Here is an 18,224-nt window from a genome sequence, read left to right as displayed (position 1 = left end):
TCTTACAATAATATTATCGCAAGCTGGACAACTGCAATGCTCATGGGAACAGTCCAGAGAAATTTAACTGCCTGCTCTATTCTAAATCTCGGGAATACGGCCTCAATAAGTACAGTAATTAAATATATTTCAAATTGTTTTAATACAAAAGTAAATACATTTGAAGCACCGCCCATAAATAAATTTACCATTATCCCTGTTTCAACAAAAATTGAAACTGCATGTGTCAAAAATGCAAGTCCCAGGTACTTACCACCAAGCTCCACCATAGGTCCTGAAGCTATCTCAGCAGGTGCTACCATTGCATCAAATGGTTTTTCTCCCATTATCGCTTGTAATGCAATTTCAGCTGCTAAAAATCCAAGCGGAAATTTAACCATATTCCAATTCAATATTCCACCTGCCTGACTTTGCGCAATAAGCTCAAGAGAAGAAGTCCCATTAAAAATTATTAATCCTAACATTACTGTAAAAAACGGAATTTCATATCCCAGCATCATTGTAAGTGCACGAGATACACCAATTGTTGCATTGGGATTTCCACTAGCAGAAGCTGCCATTGCCATTCCAAGATGTCCAATGGCCATGAGGTAAATTATTAGAATTAGATTAGAACTAGTCTTTATAGCCATATGTCCAGCTACTGGAACAAATAGCATAGTTGACAGTAGTCCCGCAAGCGACATTATCATTCCAAGATCCATCACAAAATTGTGTGTTATGGACTTTCTGGCAAAGAGTTTTCCTACATCTAAAAATGCCTGATAAAATGGTGGACCTAATCTCAGCTGAATTCTTGCAATAATCTTCCTCCCTATACCCATAAATAAGAGTCCAATAAATATTGCAAACAAGCTATAACCAAAAACTCTTATAGCTGCTATCATAAAATCCAACCCCCTAGTATAAATAAGAGAACACCAATGCTAAAAAGCAACACTGCTCCTTCTCCTCTTTTATATAGCCCTTGAATGGTTGGGCTTATATATTCAAAATTTTTACCTATACTTGAAAAAAATCTATCTATTGAAATTCTTTCAAAAAGCGGGTCAAACATCTCCTTAAATGGTTGGTAAAATGAATAAGAATAGTTAAACTTGTCTGCATCAACTCCCCATTCTATTGGGTTCTCTCCTGCTGTGTAATTATCATGCTGTGGTACAGTTTCGGATTTGTTTCCAAGCAAATACATCAAAGCTGCAACTACAATACCCATGGCAAACATGTAAAACACTATTCTTAAATCTACTGTTGAATTCCTAAAAGAAGAAGTAAGAGTAGTCCAACTTGCAATGTCGACTTGATATCCCATAGCCCTCATTGCTATAGTTAATGGTTTCATCACAACACCCGGTAACACACCAATTAAAAGCATCAAGCCCATCATTATAATCATGGGTATTGACATCGTATATGGTACCTCTTTTACATCCTTATATCTTTCGGGAAGTTGTCCTAAAAATATAGAAACAAGTGCCCTAAATAAATACATAAACGCTCCGGTTGATGCAAATACCATGGATATTACAAGAACAACCATCTTCTTCTCCATAAGCGCTTGTATTATCATCCACTTTGAGCCAAAGCCATTAAACGGTGGTATTCCTGCTGCTGCTATTATTCCAAAAAGAAATGTCAAAAAAGTAATAGGCATTTTATATACAAGTCCACCTAATTTGTGCATCTCACTCTCACCCGTCCTATACACTACAGCAGCAAGAGATAAAAATATCGCAGCTTTTAAAACAATATGATTAACAACATGGAAAAGCGAACCTTCAAAACCTACTATACTCATAGATGCGAAACCTAAAAGTATATATCCCATGTTTGCCACAGAGGAATACGCAAATAATTTTTTCATATCAGTCTGAAACATAGCAAGTAAAGTCCCTACAACAGCACTAAGCGCTCCAAGATAACCAATAAAATATTGCATCCAATTACCTGCATTAAATATCTTAGGAAGTTGTAAATTCCCAATTACAGGAACTATGAATATTGCCATAGGATAAATGCCATATTTTATCATTACTGAAGACATAAACGCAATGTAATCTTCAGGACCTACAGCATATACTTTTGAAGGCCACATGTAAAATGGAAATACTGCCGATTTTATAAAGAATGCCATAATAAACAAAAGTAATATTGTTGTAAAAACACCTTCTGCCAAATTAAAAAGTTGCACTAATCTATAGGCAGATGTAATTATAATAAAAGTTTTAGTGTATGCACCAAGCAGCAATATTGCAACTAACAGGGCTGATCCACCAAGAAGAGAAAGAGCCAAGTAATATTTTGCACCATCTAATGCTTTAGCATTTCCATTAGTTATTGCAAAAAATGACGTCCACCCCATAAGTTCCCACATCATAAAAAATGTTATCCAATCTGCCGCATAGAATATCCCAATATTGGCAAATATAATCAGCATCCATATAGGAGCTACATTTCCTTTAGAGTTTGTATTAAATCCTATAGAAAATATAGCAATTACTAAGGTAACAACAGCGGAGAAAAAGGCAAAATACCATCCTAAAGGATTGTTTGAAAGTCCTAAACTTAGCTTTACACCAAATATTTGGTAATCAGTGTTTAATATATAAGATAAATCCCACTTTCCATACAATGAGTAAAGTTTATATAATATATAGCCATTAGAAATCAGAAAAAGAAACCATACAAGCCGCTTGTTTTTGATAAAAATAGCCGATATAAATGCTGTTATAAGAGGAACCAGTAAAATTTCTATCATATTCTCACCCTCACTTTAAAGACAAAATTACTTGTATATATTTTTCTGGTGTATTCTGTATTTCATTTATCATCGTCCATATTATATTCTCAATTGAATGTGGATATATACCTATAATCAAAATAACCGCCGCTAAAACTATTGGTAGCACGCAATTAATCCTTGATAATTCAGTACCTTGAATATTCCTATCACTAAAAAATGTGTGAGATATTCTAAGATAATAAACACCTTCAATTACAGATGAAATCAGTATTATTATTACACCTGTAATAGCAATTTTGCCCATCAAAAGTGCATTTCCAACTATGGAAAGTTTACCCCAAAATCCTGCGAAAAAAGGCATTCCCATAAGACTTAGAGCTGATATTGTAAAAGCTATCGCAAGTATAGGATATTTTCTCCCTAATCCTTTCATGTCGTCGTAATTTCTGCTTCCTGCAATAACAGAATAATTTTTTGCAACAATAAACATAACAAGTTTCGCAAAATAATTTGATATAACTATATAAAATGCTCCTTTTAGTGCTTCATAATTGCCTAAACTTATTCCGAACAGAAATATACCAAGTTGCGCCATGGAGGAAAATGCCAAAACTTTAATTAAATTTTTTTCTGTCAAAGCTCCAATTTCACTTATTATTACTGTTATAAAAGCTAACAATATTAAAATGTTTGCTATGTTGCTACTTTGACTTAACATTATACCATTTTTTGAAAATACCATAAGAAGTATTCTTATTGCCCCATATACACCGGCAGTACTAACCATCCCATGAAGAAAAAGATTTACTGCTGGAATAGAAGCATCATAAGCCTTTACAACCCAAATGTTAAATGGAAAAATCTTTAGTTCAACTAGCATACTAGAAATAAAGAGTATTAAAATTAAAGATAATGATGCTTTGTTTAAATTAGAAATTTTGCTGGCTATGTCTGCAAAATTAAGAGTCCCTAAAGTCTTGTATATGAGGCCTATTGCTGCTAAGCTAAAAGTAGATGCAGTTGATGATAATATTAAATATTTTAGTGATGCACCTGTAGCTAATCTATCTCTTTTGTACGCCACAAGTCCTCCAATTGCAAAGGTAGTAAGCTCTGTAAAAAGATAAAAGTTAAATATATCACCTGTCAAAACCATACCATTAGTCGCAGCAAGTAGTATAAAATAGAAAGCATAGAATTGGTACTCCATATGTTCCTTTATTGTTGTCAGTGAAAGAACTGCTGCTACATTAATAAGTAGTAAAAAGAAAATTGTGATATCAGTAACAACAAAGTTTATTCCATATGGAGCCCTCCAACCTCCAATTGCAACATTAAAGGGTATTTTCCCACTTACAAGGACAACTACAGAAAAAGATAAGTTAAAAATTGTAACTATATATGCAATTAATTTATTCACCTTGCCTAAAAATAAAGATAAAAACGCCGCAATAATTGGTATTACAACTAAAAAAACTATGCTATTCATATACCTCTTCCTTCTTCCTCTTCAGATGCATTTATCGAAATAGAATTATGAGTAATTTTGTATCGTATTGCCAATGCTAAAGCAAATGCAGTTGTTCCCAAGCCTATAACTATTGATGTAAGAACAAGCGCCTGTGGAACTGGATCTACCATTTTATTTAGGTTAAGTATACTCTCCTGTGAAGTTAAAATAGGTGTTATTCCATGATCAATGTATCCAAAGGAAACCAAAAGTAAGTTGATACCTGTTTCTATAATATTTAGCGCTATAATTATTTTTAGTAAATTTTTTCTCGTCAAAACCCCATATAGACCTATAAACATAAGAGAAAGGGAGGACAGTATAAAAACTTGCGTCATAACATCACTCCTCATAAAATTCAAAATAGATATTTGAAAGCTCAGCAGCAACTTTAAATGCTATAAGACCATAAAATATAGGTATCAATCCACCTGAAAATAGATCTCCTATCTTGTCATTTAATATAAAATTCTGAAAGAAGCTACCAGTTAGAAAATAACTTATGATTCCGATGGAAAATATTGATATACCTGTTATTGCCTCTATTATTTTAAGGGATTTTTGACTTATTGTTCTCCTTCCAGTCAAAACACCCGTCAAAATAGCCGTCGATATAATAGCACCTGCCGGGAAACCCCCTCCAGGAGATAAGTGTCCATTAATAAATGTGTATCCCCCTATCATAAGCATAAGCAGCATCAGAATTGGCGCCCACCTGTTAAGTATAGTAGTAGGTTTAATTATCTTTCTCTTGTCTTTAGGAATAACAAAGCCAAAACCTAATATTGTAATAAATAAAACTATTACCTCAAGAGTTGTATCAAATAATCTATAATCAACAACAACCGAAGTTACAATATTAGCAGCTGTATCTTCAGCTGTACCTCCCCATTGATATGTGCTACTATCATCTAACACGTTCTTGTTTAGATATTTATCGGCCACCCTCATGGTAGGAGTTATATTATCCGTTATTTTTATTCCTGCTCCTGTATCAATAGCTACACTATATATATAAATTCCTATCACAAAGAGAATTAAAAAAGCAATAATATTTACTAATACAGATGTTTCATCTTTCATCTTTTTCCTCCTCCACTTTTTTGTATGTGAAAATAAATAGCGCAGTAGTTATGCCCGAGCCTATAGCCGCTTCCGTTATAGCAACATCTGGCGCCTGCATAAGTAAAAACATTATAGAAGAAGAAAGGGATACTATTGCAAATATAACAATAGCTTTAAATAAATCTTCAGTTACAATTGTCCACATAGCACCAAATATCATAATAACCGCAATAATTACTGATAAAAACATATTACTCACCTTCTTTTGAAAAAGCATTTTCTTTTAATATAAGTTTTGCTTTATTTCTCTTTATCGCTGCCTTACATATTGCATGTGAAGCAATCGGCGAAGTAAAAAGAAAAAACAATGCCATAAGAATTAACTTGGGTGCCCACAATGGCTTGAGAAAAGCAAAACCAACAAACAATCCAACAATCCCCATAGTTGATGCTTTAGTCCCCGCTTGAGATTGATTTAATACATCCGGCATCCTATATATTCCGAGACCTGCTAGCGCTAAAAAAACAGCTCCAATAAGCAAGAAAAAGTATCCAATATACTGCATACTAAATTCCTCCTTCTAAATAACGAGCTATTGCTACAACCCCAATAAATACCATATACCAGCGCCACATCTAAAAATAACCCGTTATCGCTTATAAAAGCAAAAATCACTATTAGTCCCGAAGAAATAGTTGTCATAATGTCAATAGCAACCACTTTGCTTTCAATTGAACTGCTCCTTACCAACCTTATAAAGCTTAATAAAAGACCGAAAATCACTAATCCTAAAATAACATTTATTATCATTCAAAAGCCTCCCTTAAAATCTTTTCAAAGGGTCCTTTTAAATCTTCAACGTTTTCTACTTTATCACCCTCAACCACATGAATGTATAATGTATCCCCATCAAGTTCTACAGATATTGTTCCTGGAGTTAAAGTTATAGAATTTGCAAGTAATGTTCTTGCTATTGGAGACTTAAGGCTTGTTGTAACCTTGAAAATCTTAGGCGAAATAGGTAAAGAAGGAGTCAAAACTATTCTTGCCATATTCAAATTAGCTTTGACAAGTTCTTTTAAAAACACGACGAAATATTTAATCAAATAAAAAAAGTTTTTAATTTAAATTTTTTTTGCTCTTTATCATATACATTAGCAATTACTGCAATCAAAAATGATAAAATAATTCCAAAAATAGTTTTTTGGGCTGATAGTGGCGCATTCAATGCAGTCCATACCAAAAACATCGCTACCCAAATAAATAACAAATTGGTCAATTAGTCACACCTCCATTTTCATTAGTATCACGTATAACGCTCCGCTGTATCGTCGTTTATTACCGCCTTACTCTAGGGAGGTATATATTATTTCCACTTGAAATTATATCACACAAAACATTCATAGTAAACATTCTCAACAAAATTTTTTTAATTTTGTTCAACTTTTATAATAGTTGTAGCAAAATTATTATTTAATACAAAAATAGATTGTCACAGATTCCTTACTTCCTTGATAAAAATAAAAGGATATCGTTACAACATAAGTCTTTGCTATCTTTTTTGTTAAATTTTGGATTAATCTTTATATGTTTACTCTTTCAAAAGATATGTATAATTTCTCTGCAGATACTCATATATCTTATGTGCTATTATTTTATGGCCTTTTTCATTAGGATGAATACCATCTGCACAAATAAATTGCCTAAAATCTGGGTAATCCAAAAAAGCGCTCCTTATATCAATAAGCCTTGTTTTTGTTTCTTCAGCTATACTCAATATAGCTGAGTTATACTTTTCCTGCCACCAATATATTTTAGTCACACTGCCTAACCACTTTAAAATGTTTTTGCCCATCTCTTCACTGTTTTTACTTATCCATTTAAAATATCTGTCAGCATCCAAAGGAGGTAATGTCATTAACACAGGAATTATGTTTGCATCATCTAAGGATTTTATCAATTCTTTAAGCTTTTCTTTAAAAATATAAAAATCTGTTTTGGGTCTATGCTCATCATAAGGATTCTTTGCAATTTCTTCCCAGTCGAAATCACAGTCATTTCCTCCAAATTCTATTACAACTATATCAGGTTTATCTTTTGACAAGTACCTCTTCAAAGTGTCAATACCTTTTAAAAGAGTGTTCCCAAACTTAGCAATATTTTTTACTGTTCCTTTTATGTTATTCTTTAGTAAATTTACATAATTTACATCTGATATAACATATTTATTTTTTTCTTCGCTGTATACTACACCCCTTGAAATAGAGTCCCCTGCTATAACAATGTCATAATAATTTTGCAATGTCACACTGGCCATTTTTACCACCCCACCATAAAATTTTTATTTGCCAAAACATCAACTGACATCAACCATTTTGTAACAAAAGTTAACTTTTTAGCAATTTCCATTATCATTATACCACTAATAACCACTTACACCAATGGAGGAAATTTGGCACTTTTGTACAAAATAATGTCGCTTAAGTCCAAATAATCGGAATTTCTAACACCAGGTGAAATAGTTAAGAAAATTAGAAAAATGCTAAAAATGAAGCAAAGAGGATTACAGGTTTGTATAGATACCTAAATATAAAAAGAAAATATTGGATGTTAATATTGCAAAAGTGCCTACTTACTTGCTTCGTAAAAAGGTGAAAAATATGAATAAAAATAGAAATACTGGTTTTTTATATCATTGCAGATAATTTCGGATATAGGAAATTGGTAGATAGAATTGCTGTTTTAATGTTAGTATACAATATTAATAAGTCACCTGTAGACATGTCATTTCTATCTATTATGATGTTATTGCCTTCAATAATATTTGGAACTTTTGCTGGGAATGCATGAAAAATATAAAAATCAAAAAAGGTATCGGCGCAATTCCGATACCTTCAATCTCTCAAAATGGTGCGCCCGGAGGGAGTCGAACCCCCAGCCTTTTGATCCGTAGTCAAACGCTCTATCCAATTGAGCTACGGGCGCTTAAGCTATAATATATAATAACACATTTTAATTTCAATTTCAATTGCAATTGTAACTTTGCTTTATTTCCCTTATATTATTTTTTCACACTTTTATTTAATTCATCTAATATCTTCCTTAATTCCTCCATATATTTTCCAAAATCAGACCAATTTCCTTTCTGAACTGCTTCCATAGCGTTTTGATATGTTTCATGAGCCTTCTCTATAAGCTGCTTTTGTGTATCATTTGCTGTATTTGAAGGTACATTTTGCTGAGATATTTGCTGAGTATTCAGGTTAAACAATTTATTTAAAGCATTTTTTAAAGTATCTTCCATTACAATCTGGTCTTTATAAGCTACAATAACTCTCTTTACTTCTGGCAATGCATTCTGATTTTGCGACTGTATATACAAAGGCTCTACATAAAGCATAGAATCATCAATCGGAATCGAAAGGAGATTTCCTCTGCTGACTGTTGAGCCCTGTTGGTTCCACAAACTTAACTCTTTAGAAATATTAGGGTCCTGGTCAATCATGTTTTCTATTTGCAAAGGTCCATAAATAATGGTATTTTTGGGAAATTTATATACAATAAGTTTGCCATAATTTTCTCCGTCCATTCTCGCTGCCATCCAAGCCACCATGTTAGCTTTTGTAGCAGGAGTATAAGGTATCATCAAAATGAATTCTTCCTTGCTTTCCCCAGGTAACCTCATTATCATATATTGAGATTCTTGGTACTCTATTTTATCTTCAAATTTTTCTTTTGCAATATCCCATGCGTCTTCTTTATTGTAAAACACTTGTGGGTCAGTCATGTGATAATTTTTATAAACCTCTGCTTGAATGTCAAATAGAAATTGAGGATACCTTATATGTCGTTTCAAACCATGAGGCATTTCTTTTATATCTCTAAATAATGTAGGGAAGATTTTGCTATATACTTTTATTAAAGGATCATTATTGTCTGAAATATAGTACTTAACATCTCCATTATAAGCATCTACTACTACTTTCACAGAATTTCTTATATAATTGATTCCCATACTCCCATAAGGCTGAGAATATGGATAATTGGCAGAATAAGTGTAAGCGTCTATTATCCAATATAATTTACCATTATCTATTACAATGTAAGGGTCATCGTCATAGAGCAAAAAAGGAGCTATTTTAGAAACCCTTTGCTCTATATTGCGATATATGAGTATCTTACTGTCTTTTGTTATATCAGTAGACAATAAAATTCTTGCATCCCCTGTATATATGCTAAAAAGTATCCTGTTTATAAATGTCATAGGTATACCTGTAGTTCCTTTATAATTTGTCTGGACATTTTTGTCTCCAGAAGGATAATCAAATTCTCCAGTTTTTGTATTTACAATTGCATAATCGTTAGTAAGTTCTCCAAAGTAAATTTCAGGCCTATCAATTTTTATATCAGTATTAGTAGAAGGTGGTATGTTTTTTATTATCATAGCCGGTTGGCCTGTTGGTGTAACATCATTGACTAGAGACATTACTACACCGTAGCCATGGGTATATTTTAAATGCAAATTTATCCATGTTTTTGCTTGAGGAGATAAACTCTCATGGTCTATCTCTCTTGCTGCTAAAAATACTTGCCTGTACTTTCCACTTATTGTATACCTATCTATGTCAATGTCATTAAACTTGTAATAAAGCCTTATCGCTTGTAATTGATTATACGCCTGTTTAACTGGTCTATAGTCGTTAATCATTATATTATCAATAGTAGCCTTATTTTCTTCCAAAACTTTAGGAGTTAACTCTTTTTTCATATCATAATTTTTTCTGTTACTCTATCTAACCCAAAAGCCTTTTTTGTGTATTCTATGTTATAGCTTATATATTTTTTTCTTTGTCTAACTCATTAGGAGAAACAATTAAATTCTGAACGGCTGTTTCAGTGATCACCATTATGGCTGCTAAAATTATTATAATAGCCGGAGCAGCAACTATATATTTTATATTTTTCTTATAAAATCCTATCAAAAGTAAAATAGCTGCTACAAAAGAAATTATTGCAAGTGCCCTGTAAAACTGCAGTGAAACGTGAATATCAGTATAAGTCGCTCCAAAAACTATACCTTTGGTAGAATACAAAAGTTTAAAAGCTTTTAAATAATACCCTATGCCCATGAGTACAAAAAAGATAAATCCTAAGAGGACAACTTCTTTAAATGCTTTTATTAAAATGTCTTTGTTATAAATGGCTTTAAATAAATTTCCGTCTCTGTCTGAAATCTCATAAAACCTTGTTTTATCAGACAAGTACATTAGTCCATACGCGATTATTACGACAACTATCATCACAGGTATAAACACAATTAAAAGATTATAAATATCATAAAAAAGCGGTAACTTAAACATATAGAAGCTAATGTCTTTATGAAATATGGGGTCAGTTTCATTAAAATCTACAGAATTTACAAAAAACAATAAATCATTCCACCAATTTGTCGCTGCATATAGCGTTATAAATAGTGCAATTAATAGAGAAACAGCAATACCTAATCTTCTATATATGTTAATATTCTTTTTAACGATTATATCCTGTGCAAAGTTAACATAATCTCTTATTATCTTGTTTGTATAAAAATACAACACCATAAATACAAGAATGAAAATCGGCACACCCATTGTAAGCTGAGTCAAAAATTTTTTAAAAAATACATTAAGATAATGCAAATCAGAAAACCATTGAAAATCCACGAGGATGTTTATAAAACTCACAATAATTCCCAAAATCACAAAAATTAAAATGATAAAAGAAATTAAAAAAATATTAGGTCTTTTCAAACTCAGCACCCCTTTTTCATAGCTTTTCTTTTTATTAATTATATCATAATCTTGATATGTAGTCTTTAAATAGAGAAAGAAGGAGAATAAACTTAATAAATATTTAATAACTTGTAACATTCTATTAATTGACTTTTAATTTTTAAAATGCTATATATTCATTATATAAACAAAATAATGGTACGGTAGTTATAGGAGGAAAAACCATGAAAAGAATATTAAAAATAATAATTCTTATTATAATAGGTATTGTCCTTTCCCTTGGTGTGGGAACTTATATATTTTATAAAAATATTCATGTCCCTGCTTCAAATGAAAAAAATACTTCTACCGTTAGTAGAAATGAGTCTCAAAATAAAGAGCAAGCTATAGAAAGGAAAAACATTCTTTTTGTAGGCAGTGATGAAAACAATTTATCAGATACTATTTTTGTAATAAACTATGACGCTGTAAACAAAAAAATAAATATATTATCAATTCCAAGAGATACATACTATCCAAGGCCAGGATTTAACGCTCCAGAAGAGAAAAAAATAAATGCTGCCTTTTCTGAAGGAAAAATTGAAGGGTTAGAAAAAGCAGTAGAAGATTTATTAGGTATCAAAATTGATAATTATGTAATTTTAAATTATGAAGGTTTCAAAAAAATAATAGATACAATCGGGGGAGTAGAAATTGATGTACCCTTTAACATGAAATACGATGACAACAGTGCAAATCCCCCTCTTCATATAGATTTAAAAAAAGGTAGGCAAGTATTAGATGGAGAAAAGGCAATTCAGTTTGTAAGATATAGACATGGTTATGTAGACGGTGACCTTGGAAGAATAAAGGCACAGCATCAATTTCTCGAAGCTTTCTTAAAAAAAATGCTGCAACCCTCAATATTACCAAAAGTACCTTCTTTAGCAATAACAGTCAGTCAATATTTGAAAACAGACTTAACCGCCTCTGAGATAACTCAATACGCTTATCAATTTATAAAAGACAAGCCTTCGACTATAAATGCAATGGCTCTTCCCGGAGAAGGCCGATATGAAGGAAATACCAGCTATTTCTTTGTAGACAATATAAAAGTTCAAGAAATAGTAAAAGAACTTTTTAGCGATGAGGTTTCAACCTCAAATACTTCAACAACATCTTTTGCAGAAAACAAAAACATAAAAGTAGAAGTGTTAAACGGTGCAGGAATACCAGGGCTTGCCACAAAGTACGCTGAAGTTTTAAAAAATGAGGGTTTTGACGTTGTGAAAATCGGAAACGTCATTGGCATGACTTTTACTTCTTCCCATGTATATGCAAGAACAGATGAAGAAAGGGCTGAAAAAGTCGCAAAAACTCTTTTTATAACCAATGTAGAAAACGATATCTCTCCTGATGCAAATGTAGATGTGACAGTTATATTAGGCAAAGACAAAGAATAAAAGTAGGCAAAAGCCTACTTTGTATTTTTTCTATGAAAAATAGAGCAGCACTATAATAAAATGGCGGAGAAGGAGGGACTCGAACCCTCGCGCCGGGTTATCCCCGACCTACAGTCTTAGCAGGACCGCCCCTTCACCATCTTGGGTACTTCTCCACGTTAGTTGCTCATAAAAAAATATTAACTTTCTGGCGGAGAGGGTGGGATTCGAACCCACGGCTCCGTGAAGGAGTCACTGGTTTTCAAGACCAGCTCCTTAAACCACTCGGACACCTCTCCCAGCTGGGACGATATAAAGTATATCATACCCCAGCTTTATTGTCAATATGCTTATATAGTATAATATTGGAAAACAATATATTTATTTCTTTATCACATCTACTTTCATGTAGGGCCTTAAAACTTCTGGTATTACAACAGATCCATCTTCTTGTTGATAATTTTCTAATATTGCAGCAAAAGTTCTTCCTACAGCAACTCCAGAGCCATTTAAAGTATGGACATATTGAGCCTTTCCACCGTCTTTAGGCCTATACTTTATATTAGCTCTTCTTGCTTGAAAGTCTTCACAATTGCTACAAGAAGAAATTTCTACATATCGTCCATAGCTTGGCATCCACACTTCTATATCGTATTTTTTAGAAGCAGTAAAGCCTAAATCTCCTGTGCATATGGCCACTACTCTGTAAGGAAGTCCTAAAGCCTGCAATACTTCTTCAGCATCTCTAGTCATTTTTTCTAACTCTTCATAGGATTTGTCTGGCTCTGTAAATTTGACAAGTTCAACTTTATTAAACTGGTGCTGCCTTATAAGCCCTCTCGTATCTCTTCCTGCAGAACCTGCCTCTTGTCTAAAACAAGCGCTATAAGCACAGTGGTATATTGGAAGCTTATCGCCGTCTATTATTGTGTCTCTGTACATATTAGTAACAGGCACTTCTGCCGTTGGTATCAAAAAATAGTCTGTACCGTAAACTTTAAAAGCATCCTCTTCAAACTTAGGAAGTTGACCTGTGCCAAACATGCTTCTTCTATGTGCCATAAAGGGAGGAAACACTTCAGTATAGCCATGTCTTTCAATGTGTAAATCTAACATAAAGTTTATAAGTGCTCTTTCTAGTCGTGCACCCAAACCTTTATAAAAAGTAAATCTAGAACCTGTAACTCTTGCAGCCGCTTCAAAATCTAATATACCTAATTCCTCCCCTATTTCCCAATGAGGTTTTGGTTCAAAGTCAAATTTCCTCGGTTCTCCCCATCTCCTTATTTCAACATTATCTTCATCACTATCGCCAATTGGAACACTCTCATGAGGTATATTAGGGATTGTCCATAAAATTCGCTCCAATTCTTCTTCTACTTCTTTTACCTCTTGTTCCATTTCTTTAATCTTATCCGATAATTCTTTCATTTCAGCAATCAAATCGCTAGCATCTTTGCCTTCTCTTTTAAGTTTTGCAATATTGTCTGATTCCATATTTCTACGATTTTTTAATGTTTCCAACTCCACTAGCATTTGTCTTCTTTTTTCGTCTAATTCTAAAAACCTATCTATATCTGCTTTTTCTCCTTTAAGCTCTACAGCTCTTCTTACAGCCTCTGGATTATTTCTTATCCTCTTTACGTCTAACACTTTACCATACCTCCCTTAAAAATAATTCCCGTCCCATAAAGGGACGGGAATGCCGTGTTGCCACCCTCTTTTGGCTTAAGTAAGCCCTCCACATGATTTAACGGTCGCCCGAAGGTCATTACACCTTAGCTCCGGGATGGAATTCATAAGTAAAACTTACTGGTTCGCACCCACCACCAGCTCTCTTAAAAGTTTATACTTACTACTCGTCCCTTCATTGCCGACAATATTATGTTTTCTAATATTATACTACTTTATAACACTACTTTCAATAACTATTTTCCAGACATAGAACCAATTCGATCAGGAGGCCAAATTCTAAAAACTATTTTACCCAAAATTTGGTCTTTTGATACATACTTGTGCTGCCAAAATCTACTATCCATAGACTCATTTCTATTATCACCTAACATAAAATAATGACCAGGTGGGACGACATATGGTCCAAAATTGCCTTTCATAGGTTCTTTTATATAGGGCTCCTTAACTACTTTTCCATTTCTTATTAACTGACCATTTTTTATTTCAATTACATCTCCACCAATGCCAATAACTCTTTTTACAAAATTAACTTTTGGGTCGTCAGGAAAACGAAATACTACAATATCTCCTCGTTTTACAGGTTCAAACCTGTATATAAACTTGTTTACAATAAATTTATCATTTATTTGAATAGTATTTAACATTGAACCTGTGGGTACATCTACCAATTCAAAAACATAAGTTCTTATAAACATTGCAATTAAAAAAGCAAGAGCTATAGTAAATATCCAGCTTAATATTTCTTTTTGTACATTTTTGCCCATATTTTCTCTCCTCACTTAAAAGTACAGTGATATTATAGCATAAACTTCAAACAAATTCTAATTTTTTTATTTTGTATGCATATTTTTCTAATATATGTCAATAATAAAATTAAAGAATTATTTGGGAGAGATGTAAAATGAGAGAAATAGAATATCTTCTAGATTTAGCCGAAATAAAAGACACAGAGTACAAAAATTTATTGGCTTTACTTTCCCTCATAGATTTACTAGTAGAAAAAGGAATTATAACGCGAAGCGAACTTGCCCAAAAATCAAAAGAAATAGCAAAAATAAAAACCGCCCTTTAAAAAATCCGTTTCGGCGGATTTTTTTATTATAGTCAATAATTACTCTTAATGATAGACTTTCATCAATTCTCATATTATAATAAAGAAAAAGGAGGTCAAAACGGTGAATAATTTTCTATTGAGATACGGTGATATAATAAAAAAAACACTGCTCATTGTTGCTGTCTTTATTATATTTTACTTAATCATATTTAAAATTATTCCTTTCTTAATGCCATTTGTAGTGGCTTTGCTTTTTGCTGTAATAATTGATCCTGGTGTAAATTTCTTAGAAAAAAAATTAAAGGTGCCGAGAGGATTAGCATCCTTTATTTTACTTTTGATATTAATAGGCGTGATAGGATCACTTATTGCAATATCAATAACACAACTTATATATGAACTAAGTTCTCTTGCGGAAATAAGTACAAATTATGCAAATACTATTAATGACATAATTTTAAATCTCGTTGATAGAATAAGAATGTATTACGTAACATTACCCCCAAATATTACATCCCTTATTGAAAACAACATGCAATCAATTTTAAACTATATATCATTATTTGCAAAAAATCTTGCTACATGGCTTTTGAATTTTGCAACAAAATTGCCTAATTTTTTCTTTATGACTTTGATAACACTCGTTGCTACTTTTTTTATAAGCAAAGATAAACAGCTTATACTAGATTTTATAAAAAGGCAGATTCCATCTCATTGGGCACAGCATGCAAAAAATATTCAGGTAGACCTTTTAAAGACATTTTTCGGTTATCTGCGAGCAGTAGCAACAATAATGCTTATAACCTTTTTGGAAGTCTCCATAGGCCTTGCAATGATAGGTTTTGACTATCCATTTCTATTGGGTCTTCTTGTAACCATTGTAGATGCATTGCCCGTACTTGGTTCTGGTGCTGTCATGGTACCATGGGCGCTTTATAACATCATAATGAAAAACTACATGGTAGGGATATATCTTTTAATACTGTACGGCTTGGTGGTAGTTGTAAGACAAATGATAGAGCCTAAGATTGTAGGTCAGAGTATCGGACTTCATCCTCTTGTTACGCTTTTATCTATGTTTATAGGTGCAAAACTTTTCGGTGCTTTAGGGCTTGTAATAGGGCCTGTATTTGTAGTAGTATTTAAAGCTCTTCAAAAAGCAGAAATTATTCCTCCTTGGAAATAAAATAAGGGCATTTTGCCCTTATTTTATTTCATCTATTAGATTTGCCATCTCTATTGCTGTAACGGCTGCCTCAAAACCTTTATTCCCACCTTTTGTTCCCGCCCTTACAATAGCTTGCTCAATTGTATCTGTGGTAAGAACGCCAAATATAACTGGAACTTCTGTATCAAGAGATATTTTTGCAATACCTTTTGATACCTCATTTGCAACGTAATCAAAATGGGGTGTCTCTCCTCTTATTACTGCTCCAAGTGCAATTACTGCATTATATCTTTTAGATTCAGCCATCTTTTTAGCTATAAGTGGTATTTCAAATGCTCCAGGTACCCATGCAATTTCAATATCCTCATTTAAAGCACCATGCCTTTTTAGGGCATCAAGTGCTCCTTCGAGAAGTTTGTTCGTTATAAATTCATTGAATCTGCTTACCACAATTCCAAATTTCTTTCCTTCTACCGTAAGTTTTCCTTCGTATATTTTCATAGCTATACACTCCCCTTACTAGTGTTCTTCACTGTGCTTATAATTACATTCAATTCACTTTTTGCATAGCATTTCACACTTCCAAAATTAGATGTCCCATTTTTTCTTTTTTTGTTTTGAGATATTTTTCATTATAATAATTTGGACAAATTTCTATAGGAATCCTTTCTACAACCTCAAGACCATAGTCTGATAATTCCATAATTTTTTGCGGATTATTTGTCATAATCCTTATCTTTTTAACTCCTATATCTTTCAAAATCTGGGCAGCTATGCTGTATTCTCTTAAATCAGGTGGAAAACCAAGCTTAATATTCGCTTCAACAGTATCAAACCCTTGATCCTGCAAATGATACGCCTTAATCTTGTTTAAAAGTCCTATACCCCTTCCTTCCTGTCTCAGATAGACTAGTACTCCTCCTTCCTGTCCTATTCTTTCCATTGCCGCATGAAGCTGGTCACCACAGTCACATCTTAATGACCCCAATATATCCCCCGTCAGGCACTCTGAATGTATCCTCACAAGTACAGGGTCCCTATTTATGTCTCCTTTAATCAGAGCTACATGCTGTTTTCCTGTTAATATTTCTTCATACCCGACAATTTCAAAATTCCCATATTTTGTTGGAAGTTTCGCCTGTGCTACCCTTCTCACAAGTATTTCATTTTTCATTCTGTACTCTATTAAATCTTCAATAGATATAATCCTCAACCCAAATTTTTTTGCAAACTCCAAAAGGTCAGGCAGCCTTGCCATATTTCCATCATCTTTTATGATTTCGCATATTACTCCAGCAGGTTTGAGTCCCGCAAGAACTGCAAAGTCTACAGCTGCTTCTGTATGTCCTGCTCTTACTAAGACACCACCATCTTTTGCTCTTAAAGGAAAGATATGCCCCGGTTTTGTAAAATCTTCTGGCTTTGAATTATCATCTACTAATTTATTCACCGTCAGCGCTCTTTCAAATGCAGAAATACCGGTAGTACATTCTTTGTAATCAACAGATACAGTAAAAGCAGTTTCTTTATGGTCAGTGTTATTCTCAACCATCTGGTAAATGCCAAGGTCATTAAGTCTCTTTTCTGTCATTGGAACACATACAAGACCCCGTCCATACTTTATCATAAAGTTGATATGTTCTCCTGTAACTTTTTCTGCTGCCATGACTAAGTCGCCTTCATTCTCCCTATTTTCATTATCCACAACAATAATCATTTTTCCTTGCTTTATATCCTCTATTGCATCTTCTATCCTATCAAACATTGGTCTTTCCTCCTTAACTTAGAAAAGTCAT

The 18,224-nt window shown here is 33.0% G+C and carries 18 protein-coding genes, 3 tRNA genes, 1 pseudogene and 1 other annotated feature; of the genes and pseudogenes, 3 read left to right on the top strand and 19 right to left on the bottom strand.

The genetic code is table 11. The features are described 5' to 3' along the window. Positions 1 to 2 precede the first annotated feature (2 nt). The 13 genes and pseudogenes from THEWI_RS00210 to THEWI_RS00155 form a co-directional block, all read right to left on the bottom strand. Positions 3 to 887, bottom strand: coding sequence for a respiratory chain complex I subunit 1 family protein (locus THEWI_RS00210; protein ID WP_014062004.1), 885 nt, complete (start codon positions 885 to 887; stop codon positions 3 to 5). Beyond that, positions 884 to 2,758, bottom strand: a complete 1,875-nt coding sequence (locus THEWI_RS00205) for an NADH-quinone oxidoreductase subunit M (RefSeq protein ID WP_014062003.1) — start codon at positions 2,756 to 2,758, stop codon at positions 884 to 886. The genes THEWI_RS00210 and THEWI_RS00205 overlap by 4 nt, the downstream gene beginning before the upstream one ends. A gap of 10 nt (positions 2,759 to 2,768) precedes the next feature. Next, positions 2,769 to 4,232, bottom strand: a complete 1,464-nt coding sequence (locus tag THEWI_RS00200; protein WP_014062002.1) for a complex I subunit 5 family protein — start codon at positions 4,230 to 4,232, stop codon at positions 2,769 to 2,771. Continuing rightward, positions 4,229 to 4,591, bottom strand: coding sequence for a sodium:proton antiporter (locus THEWI_RS00195; RefSeq protein ID WP_014062001.1), 363 nt, complete (start codon positions 4,589 to 4,591; stop codon positions 4,229 to 4,231). Before THEWI_RS00195 ends, THEWI_RS00200 begins: the two co-directional genes overlap by 4 nt. A 4-nt stretch (positions 4,592 to 4,595) precedes the next feature. After that, positions 4,596 to 5,336: an MnhB domain-containing protein gene (locus THEWI_RS00190; protein ID WP_014062000.1), complete on the bottom strand. Its 741-nt coding sequence runs from the start codon at positions 5,334 to 5,336 to the stop codon at positions 4,596 to 4,598. After that, positions 5,326 to 5,568 (bottom strand): Na(+)/H(+) antiporter subunit B, encoded by a 243-nt coding sequence (locus THEWI_RS00185; RefSeq protein WP_003869962.1) that lies wholly within the window; start codon positions 5,566 to 5,568, stop codon positions 5,326 to 5,328. The genes THEWI_RS00190 and THEWI_RS00185 overlap by 11 nt, the downstream gene beginning before the upstream one ends. 1 nt (position 5,569) lies before the next feature. Beyond that, on the bottom strand, positions 5,570 to 5,884 hold the full coding sequence (mnhG, locus tag THEWI_RS00180) for a monovalent cation/H(+) antiporter subunit G (RefSeq protein WP_004399470.1): 315 nt from the start codon (positions 5,882 to 5,884) through the stop codon (positions 5,570 to 5,572). Continuing rightward, the gene (locus tag THEWI_RS00175; RefSeq protein ID WP_014061999.1) at positions 5,836 to 6,129 is read right to left on the bottom strand and encodes a monovalent cation/H+ antiporter complex subunit F; all 294 of its coding nucleotides are present in this window, start codon (positions 6,127 to 6,129) and stop codon (positions 5,836 to 5,838) included. Before THEWI_RS00175 ends, mnhG begins: the two co-directional genes overlap by 49 nt. Then, positions 6,126 to 6,407: a Na+/H+ antiporter subunit E gene (locus THEWI_RS14500; RefSeq protein ID WP_244262262.1), complete on the bottom strand. Its 282-nt coding sequence runs from the start codon at positions 6,405 to 6,407 to the stop codon at positions 6,126 to 6,128. Before THEWI_RS14500 ends, THEWI_RS00175 begins: the two co-directional genes overlap by 4 nt. Positions 6,408 to 6,421: 14 nt before the next feature. Next, positions 6,422 to 6,598, bottom strand: coding sequence for a hypothetical protein (locus tag THEWI_RS14495; protein ID WP_244262261.1), 177 nt, complete (start codon positions 6,596 to 6,598; stop codon positions 6,422 to 6,424). Positions 6,599 to 6,910: 312 nt separating this feature from the next. Continuing rightward, a complete protein-coding gene (locus THEWI_RS00165; RefSeq protein WP_004399473.1) occupies positions 6,911 to 7,636 on the bottom strand; it encodes an SGNH/GDSL hydrolase family protein in 726 nt (241 codons plus the stop codon). 591 nt (positions 7,637 to 8,227) lie between these two features. After that, positions 8,228 to 8,304, bottom strand: a tRNA-Arg gene (locus THEWI_RS00160). Positions 8,305 to 8,380: 76 nt separating this feature from the next. Further along, a pseudogene (locus tag THEWI_RS00155) lies at positions 8,381 to 11,108 on the bottom strand (UPF0182 family membrane protein). 206 nt (positions 11,109 to 11,314) lie between these two features. Between THEWI_RS00155 and THEWI_RS00150 the strand changes: the two are divergent. Further along, complete coding sequence (locus THEWI_RS00150) at positions 11,315 to 12,532, top strand: LCP family protein (RefSeq protein ID WP_014061996.1); 1,218 nt, start codon at positions 11,315 to 11,317, stop codon at positions 12,530 to 12,532. A gap of 61 nt (positions 12,533 to 12,593) precedes the next feature. Here the strand turns inward: THEWI_RS00150 and THEWI_RS00145 are convergent. The 4 genes from THEWI_RS00145 to lepB form a co-directional block, all read right to left on the bottom strand. Further along, a tRNA-Ser gene (locus THEWI_RS00145) sits at positions 12,594 to 12,687 on the bottom strand. 33 nt (positions 12,688 to 12,720) lie between these two features. Next, positions 12,721 to 12,810: transfer RNA gene (locus THEWI_RS00140), tRNA-Ser, on the bottom strand. An 82-nt stretch (positions 12,811 to 12,892) separates the two neighbouring features. Beyond that, positions 12,893 to 14,164 (bottom strand): serine--tRNA ligase, encoded by a 1,272-nt coding sequence (gene serS, locus THEWI_RS00135; RefSeq protein WP_014061995.1) that lies wholly within the window; start codon positions 14,162 to 14,164, stop codon positions 12,893 to 12,895. Positions 14,165 to 14,200: 36 nt separating this feature from the next. After that, positions 14,201 to 14,391, bottom strand: a binding site (T-box leader). A gap of 48 nt (positions 14,392 to 14,439) precedes the next feature. Continuing rightward, positions 14,440 to 14,970, bottom strand: coding sequence for a signal peptidase I (gene lepB, locus THEWI_RS00130; RefSeq protein WP_003869970.1), 531 nt, complete (start codon positions 14,968 to 14,970; stop codon positions 14,440 to 14,442). 137 nt (positions 14,971 to 15,107) lie between these two features. Here lepB and THEWI_RS14320 point away from each other — a divergent pair, with 137 nt between their 5' ends. Continuing rightward, positions 15,108 to 15,278: a hypothetical protein gene (locus THEWI_RS14320; protein ID WP_003869971.1), complete on the top strand. Its 171-nt coding sequence runs from the start codon at positions 15,108 to 15,110 to the stop codon at positions 15,276 to 15,278. Between the two features lie 103 nt (positions 15,279 to 15,381). Beyond that, entirely contained in the window at positions 15,382 to 16,446 is a 1,065-nt protein-coding gene (gene ytvI / locus THEWI_RS00125) for a sporulation integral membrane protein YtvI (RefSeq protein WP_003869972.1), read from the top strand. Between the two features lie 18 nt (positions 16,447 to 16,464). Here ytvI and ribH read toward each other — a convergent pair whose 3' ends face one another. Continuing rightward, positions 16,465 to 16,929 carry a 6,7-dimethyl-8-ribityllumazine synthase gene (gene ribH, locus THEWI_RS00120; protein ID WP_003869973.1) on the bottom strand — a complete coding sequence of 155 codons (465 nt, stop codon included), beginning with the start codon at positions 16,927 to 16,929 and terminating at the stop codon, positions 16,465 to 16,467. A gap of 73 nt (positions 16,930 to 17,002) precedes the next feature. Then, complete coding sequence (locus THEWI_RS00115) at positions 17,003 to 18,193, bottom strand: bifunctional 3,4-dihydroxy-2-butanone-4-phosphate synthase/GTP cyclohydrolase II (protein ID WP_014061994.1); 1,191 nt, start codon at positions 18,191 to 18,193, stop codon at positions 17,003 to 17,005. Positions 18,194 to 18,224 lie beyond the last annotated feature (31 nt).

It is taken from the genome of Thermoanaerobacter wiegelii Rt8.B1, from assembly GCF_000147695.2.
Lineage (GTDB): Bacteria > Bacillota > Thermoanaerobacteria > Thermoanaerobacterales > Thermoanaerobacteraceae > Thermoanaerobacter > Thermoanaerobacter ethanolicus.
This window is presented reverse-complemented; position numbering and strand designations above follow the sequence as displayed.

What these genes read in the sequence shown, in the direction of transcription:
- THEWI_RS00210 (WP_014062004.1), bottom strand. Translation starts at nt 887, where the DNA reads ATGATAGCAGCTATAAGAGTTTTTGGTTATAGCTTGTTTGCAATATTT.
- THEWI_RS00205 (WP_014062003.1), bottom strand. Translation starts at nt 2,758, where the DNA reads ATGATAGAAATTTTACTGGTTCCTCTTATAACAGCATTTATATCGGCT.
- THEWI_RS00200 (WP_014062002.1), bottom strand. Translation starts at nt 4,232, where the DNA reads ATGAATAGCATAGTTTTTTTAGTTGTAATACCAATTATTGCGGCGTTT.
- THEWI_RS00195 (WP_014062001.1), bottom strand. Translation starts at nt 4,591, where the DNA reads ATGACGCAAGTTTTTATACTGTCCTCCCTTTCTCTTATGTTTATAGGT.
- THEWI_RS00190 (WP_014062000.1), bottom strand. Translation starts at nt 5,336, where the DNA reads ATGAAAGATGAAACATCTGTATTAGTAAATATTATTGCTTTTTTAATT.
- THEWI_RS00185 (WP_003869962.1), bottom strand. Translation starts at nt 5,568, where the DNA reads ATGTTTTTATCAGTAATTATTGCGGTTATTATGATATTTGGTGCTATG.
- mnhG (WP_004399470.1), bottom strand. Translation starts at nt 5,884, where the DNA reads ATGCAGTATATTGGATACTTTTTCTTGCTTATTGGAGCTGTTTTTTTA.
- THEWI_RS00175 (WP_014061999.1), bottom strand. Translation starts at nt 6,129, where the DNA reads ATGATAATAAATGTTATTTTAGGATTAGTGATTTTCGGTCTTTTATTA.
- THEWI_RS00165 (WP_004399473.1), bottom strand. Translation starts at nt 7,636, where the DNA reads ATGGCCAGTGTGACATTGCAAAATTATTATGACATTGTTATAGCAGGG.
- THEWI_RS00150 (WP_014061996.1), top strand. Translation starts at nt 11,315, where the DNA reads ATGAAAAGAATATTAAAAATAATAATTCTTATTATAATAGGTATTGTC.
- lepB (WP_003869970.1), bottom strand. Translation starts at nt 14,970, where the DNA reads ATGGGCAAAAATGTACAAAAAGAAATATTAAGCTGGATATTTACTATA.
- THEWI_RS14320 (WP_003869971.1), top strand. Translation starts at nt 15,108, where the DNA reads ATGAGAGAAATAGAATATCTTCTAGATTTAGCCGAAATAAAAGACACA.
- ribH (WP_003869973.1), bottom strand. Translation starts at nt 16,929, where the DNA reads ATGAAAATATACGAAGGAAAACTTACGGTAGAAGGAAAGAAATTTGGA.
- THEWI_RS00115 (WP_014061994.1), bottom strand. Translation starts at nt 18,193, where the DNA reads ATGTTTGATAGGATAGAAGATGCAATAGAGGATATAAAGCAAGGAAAA.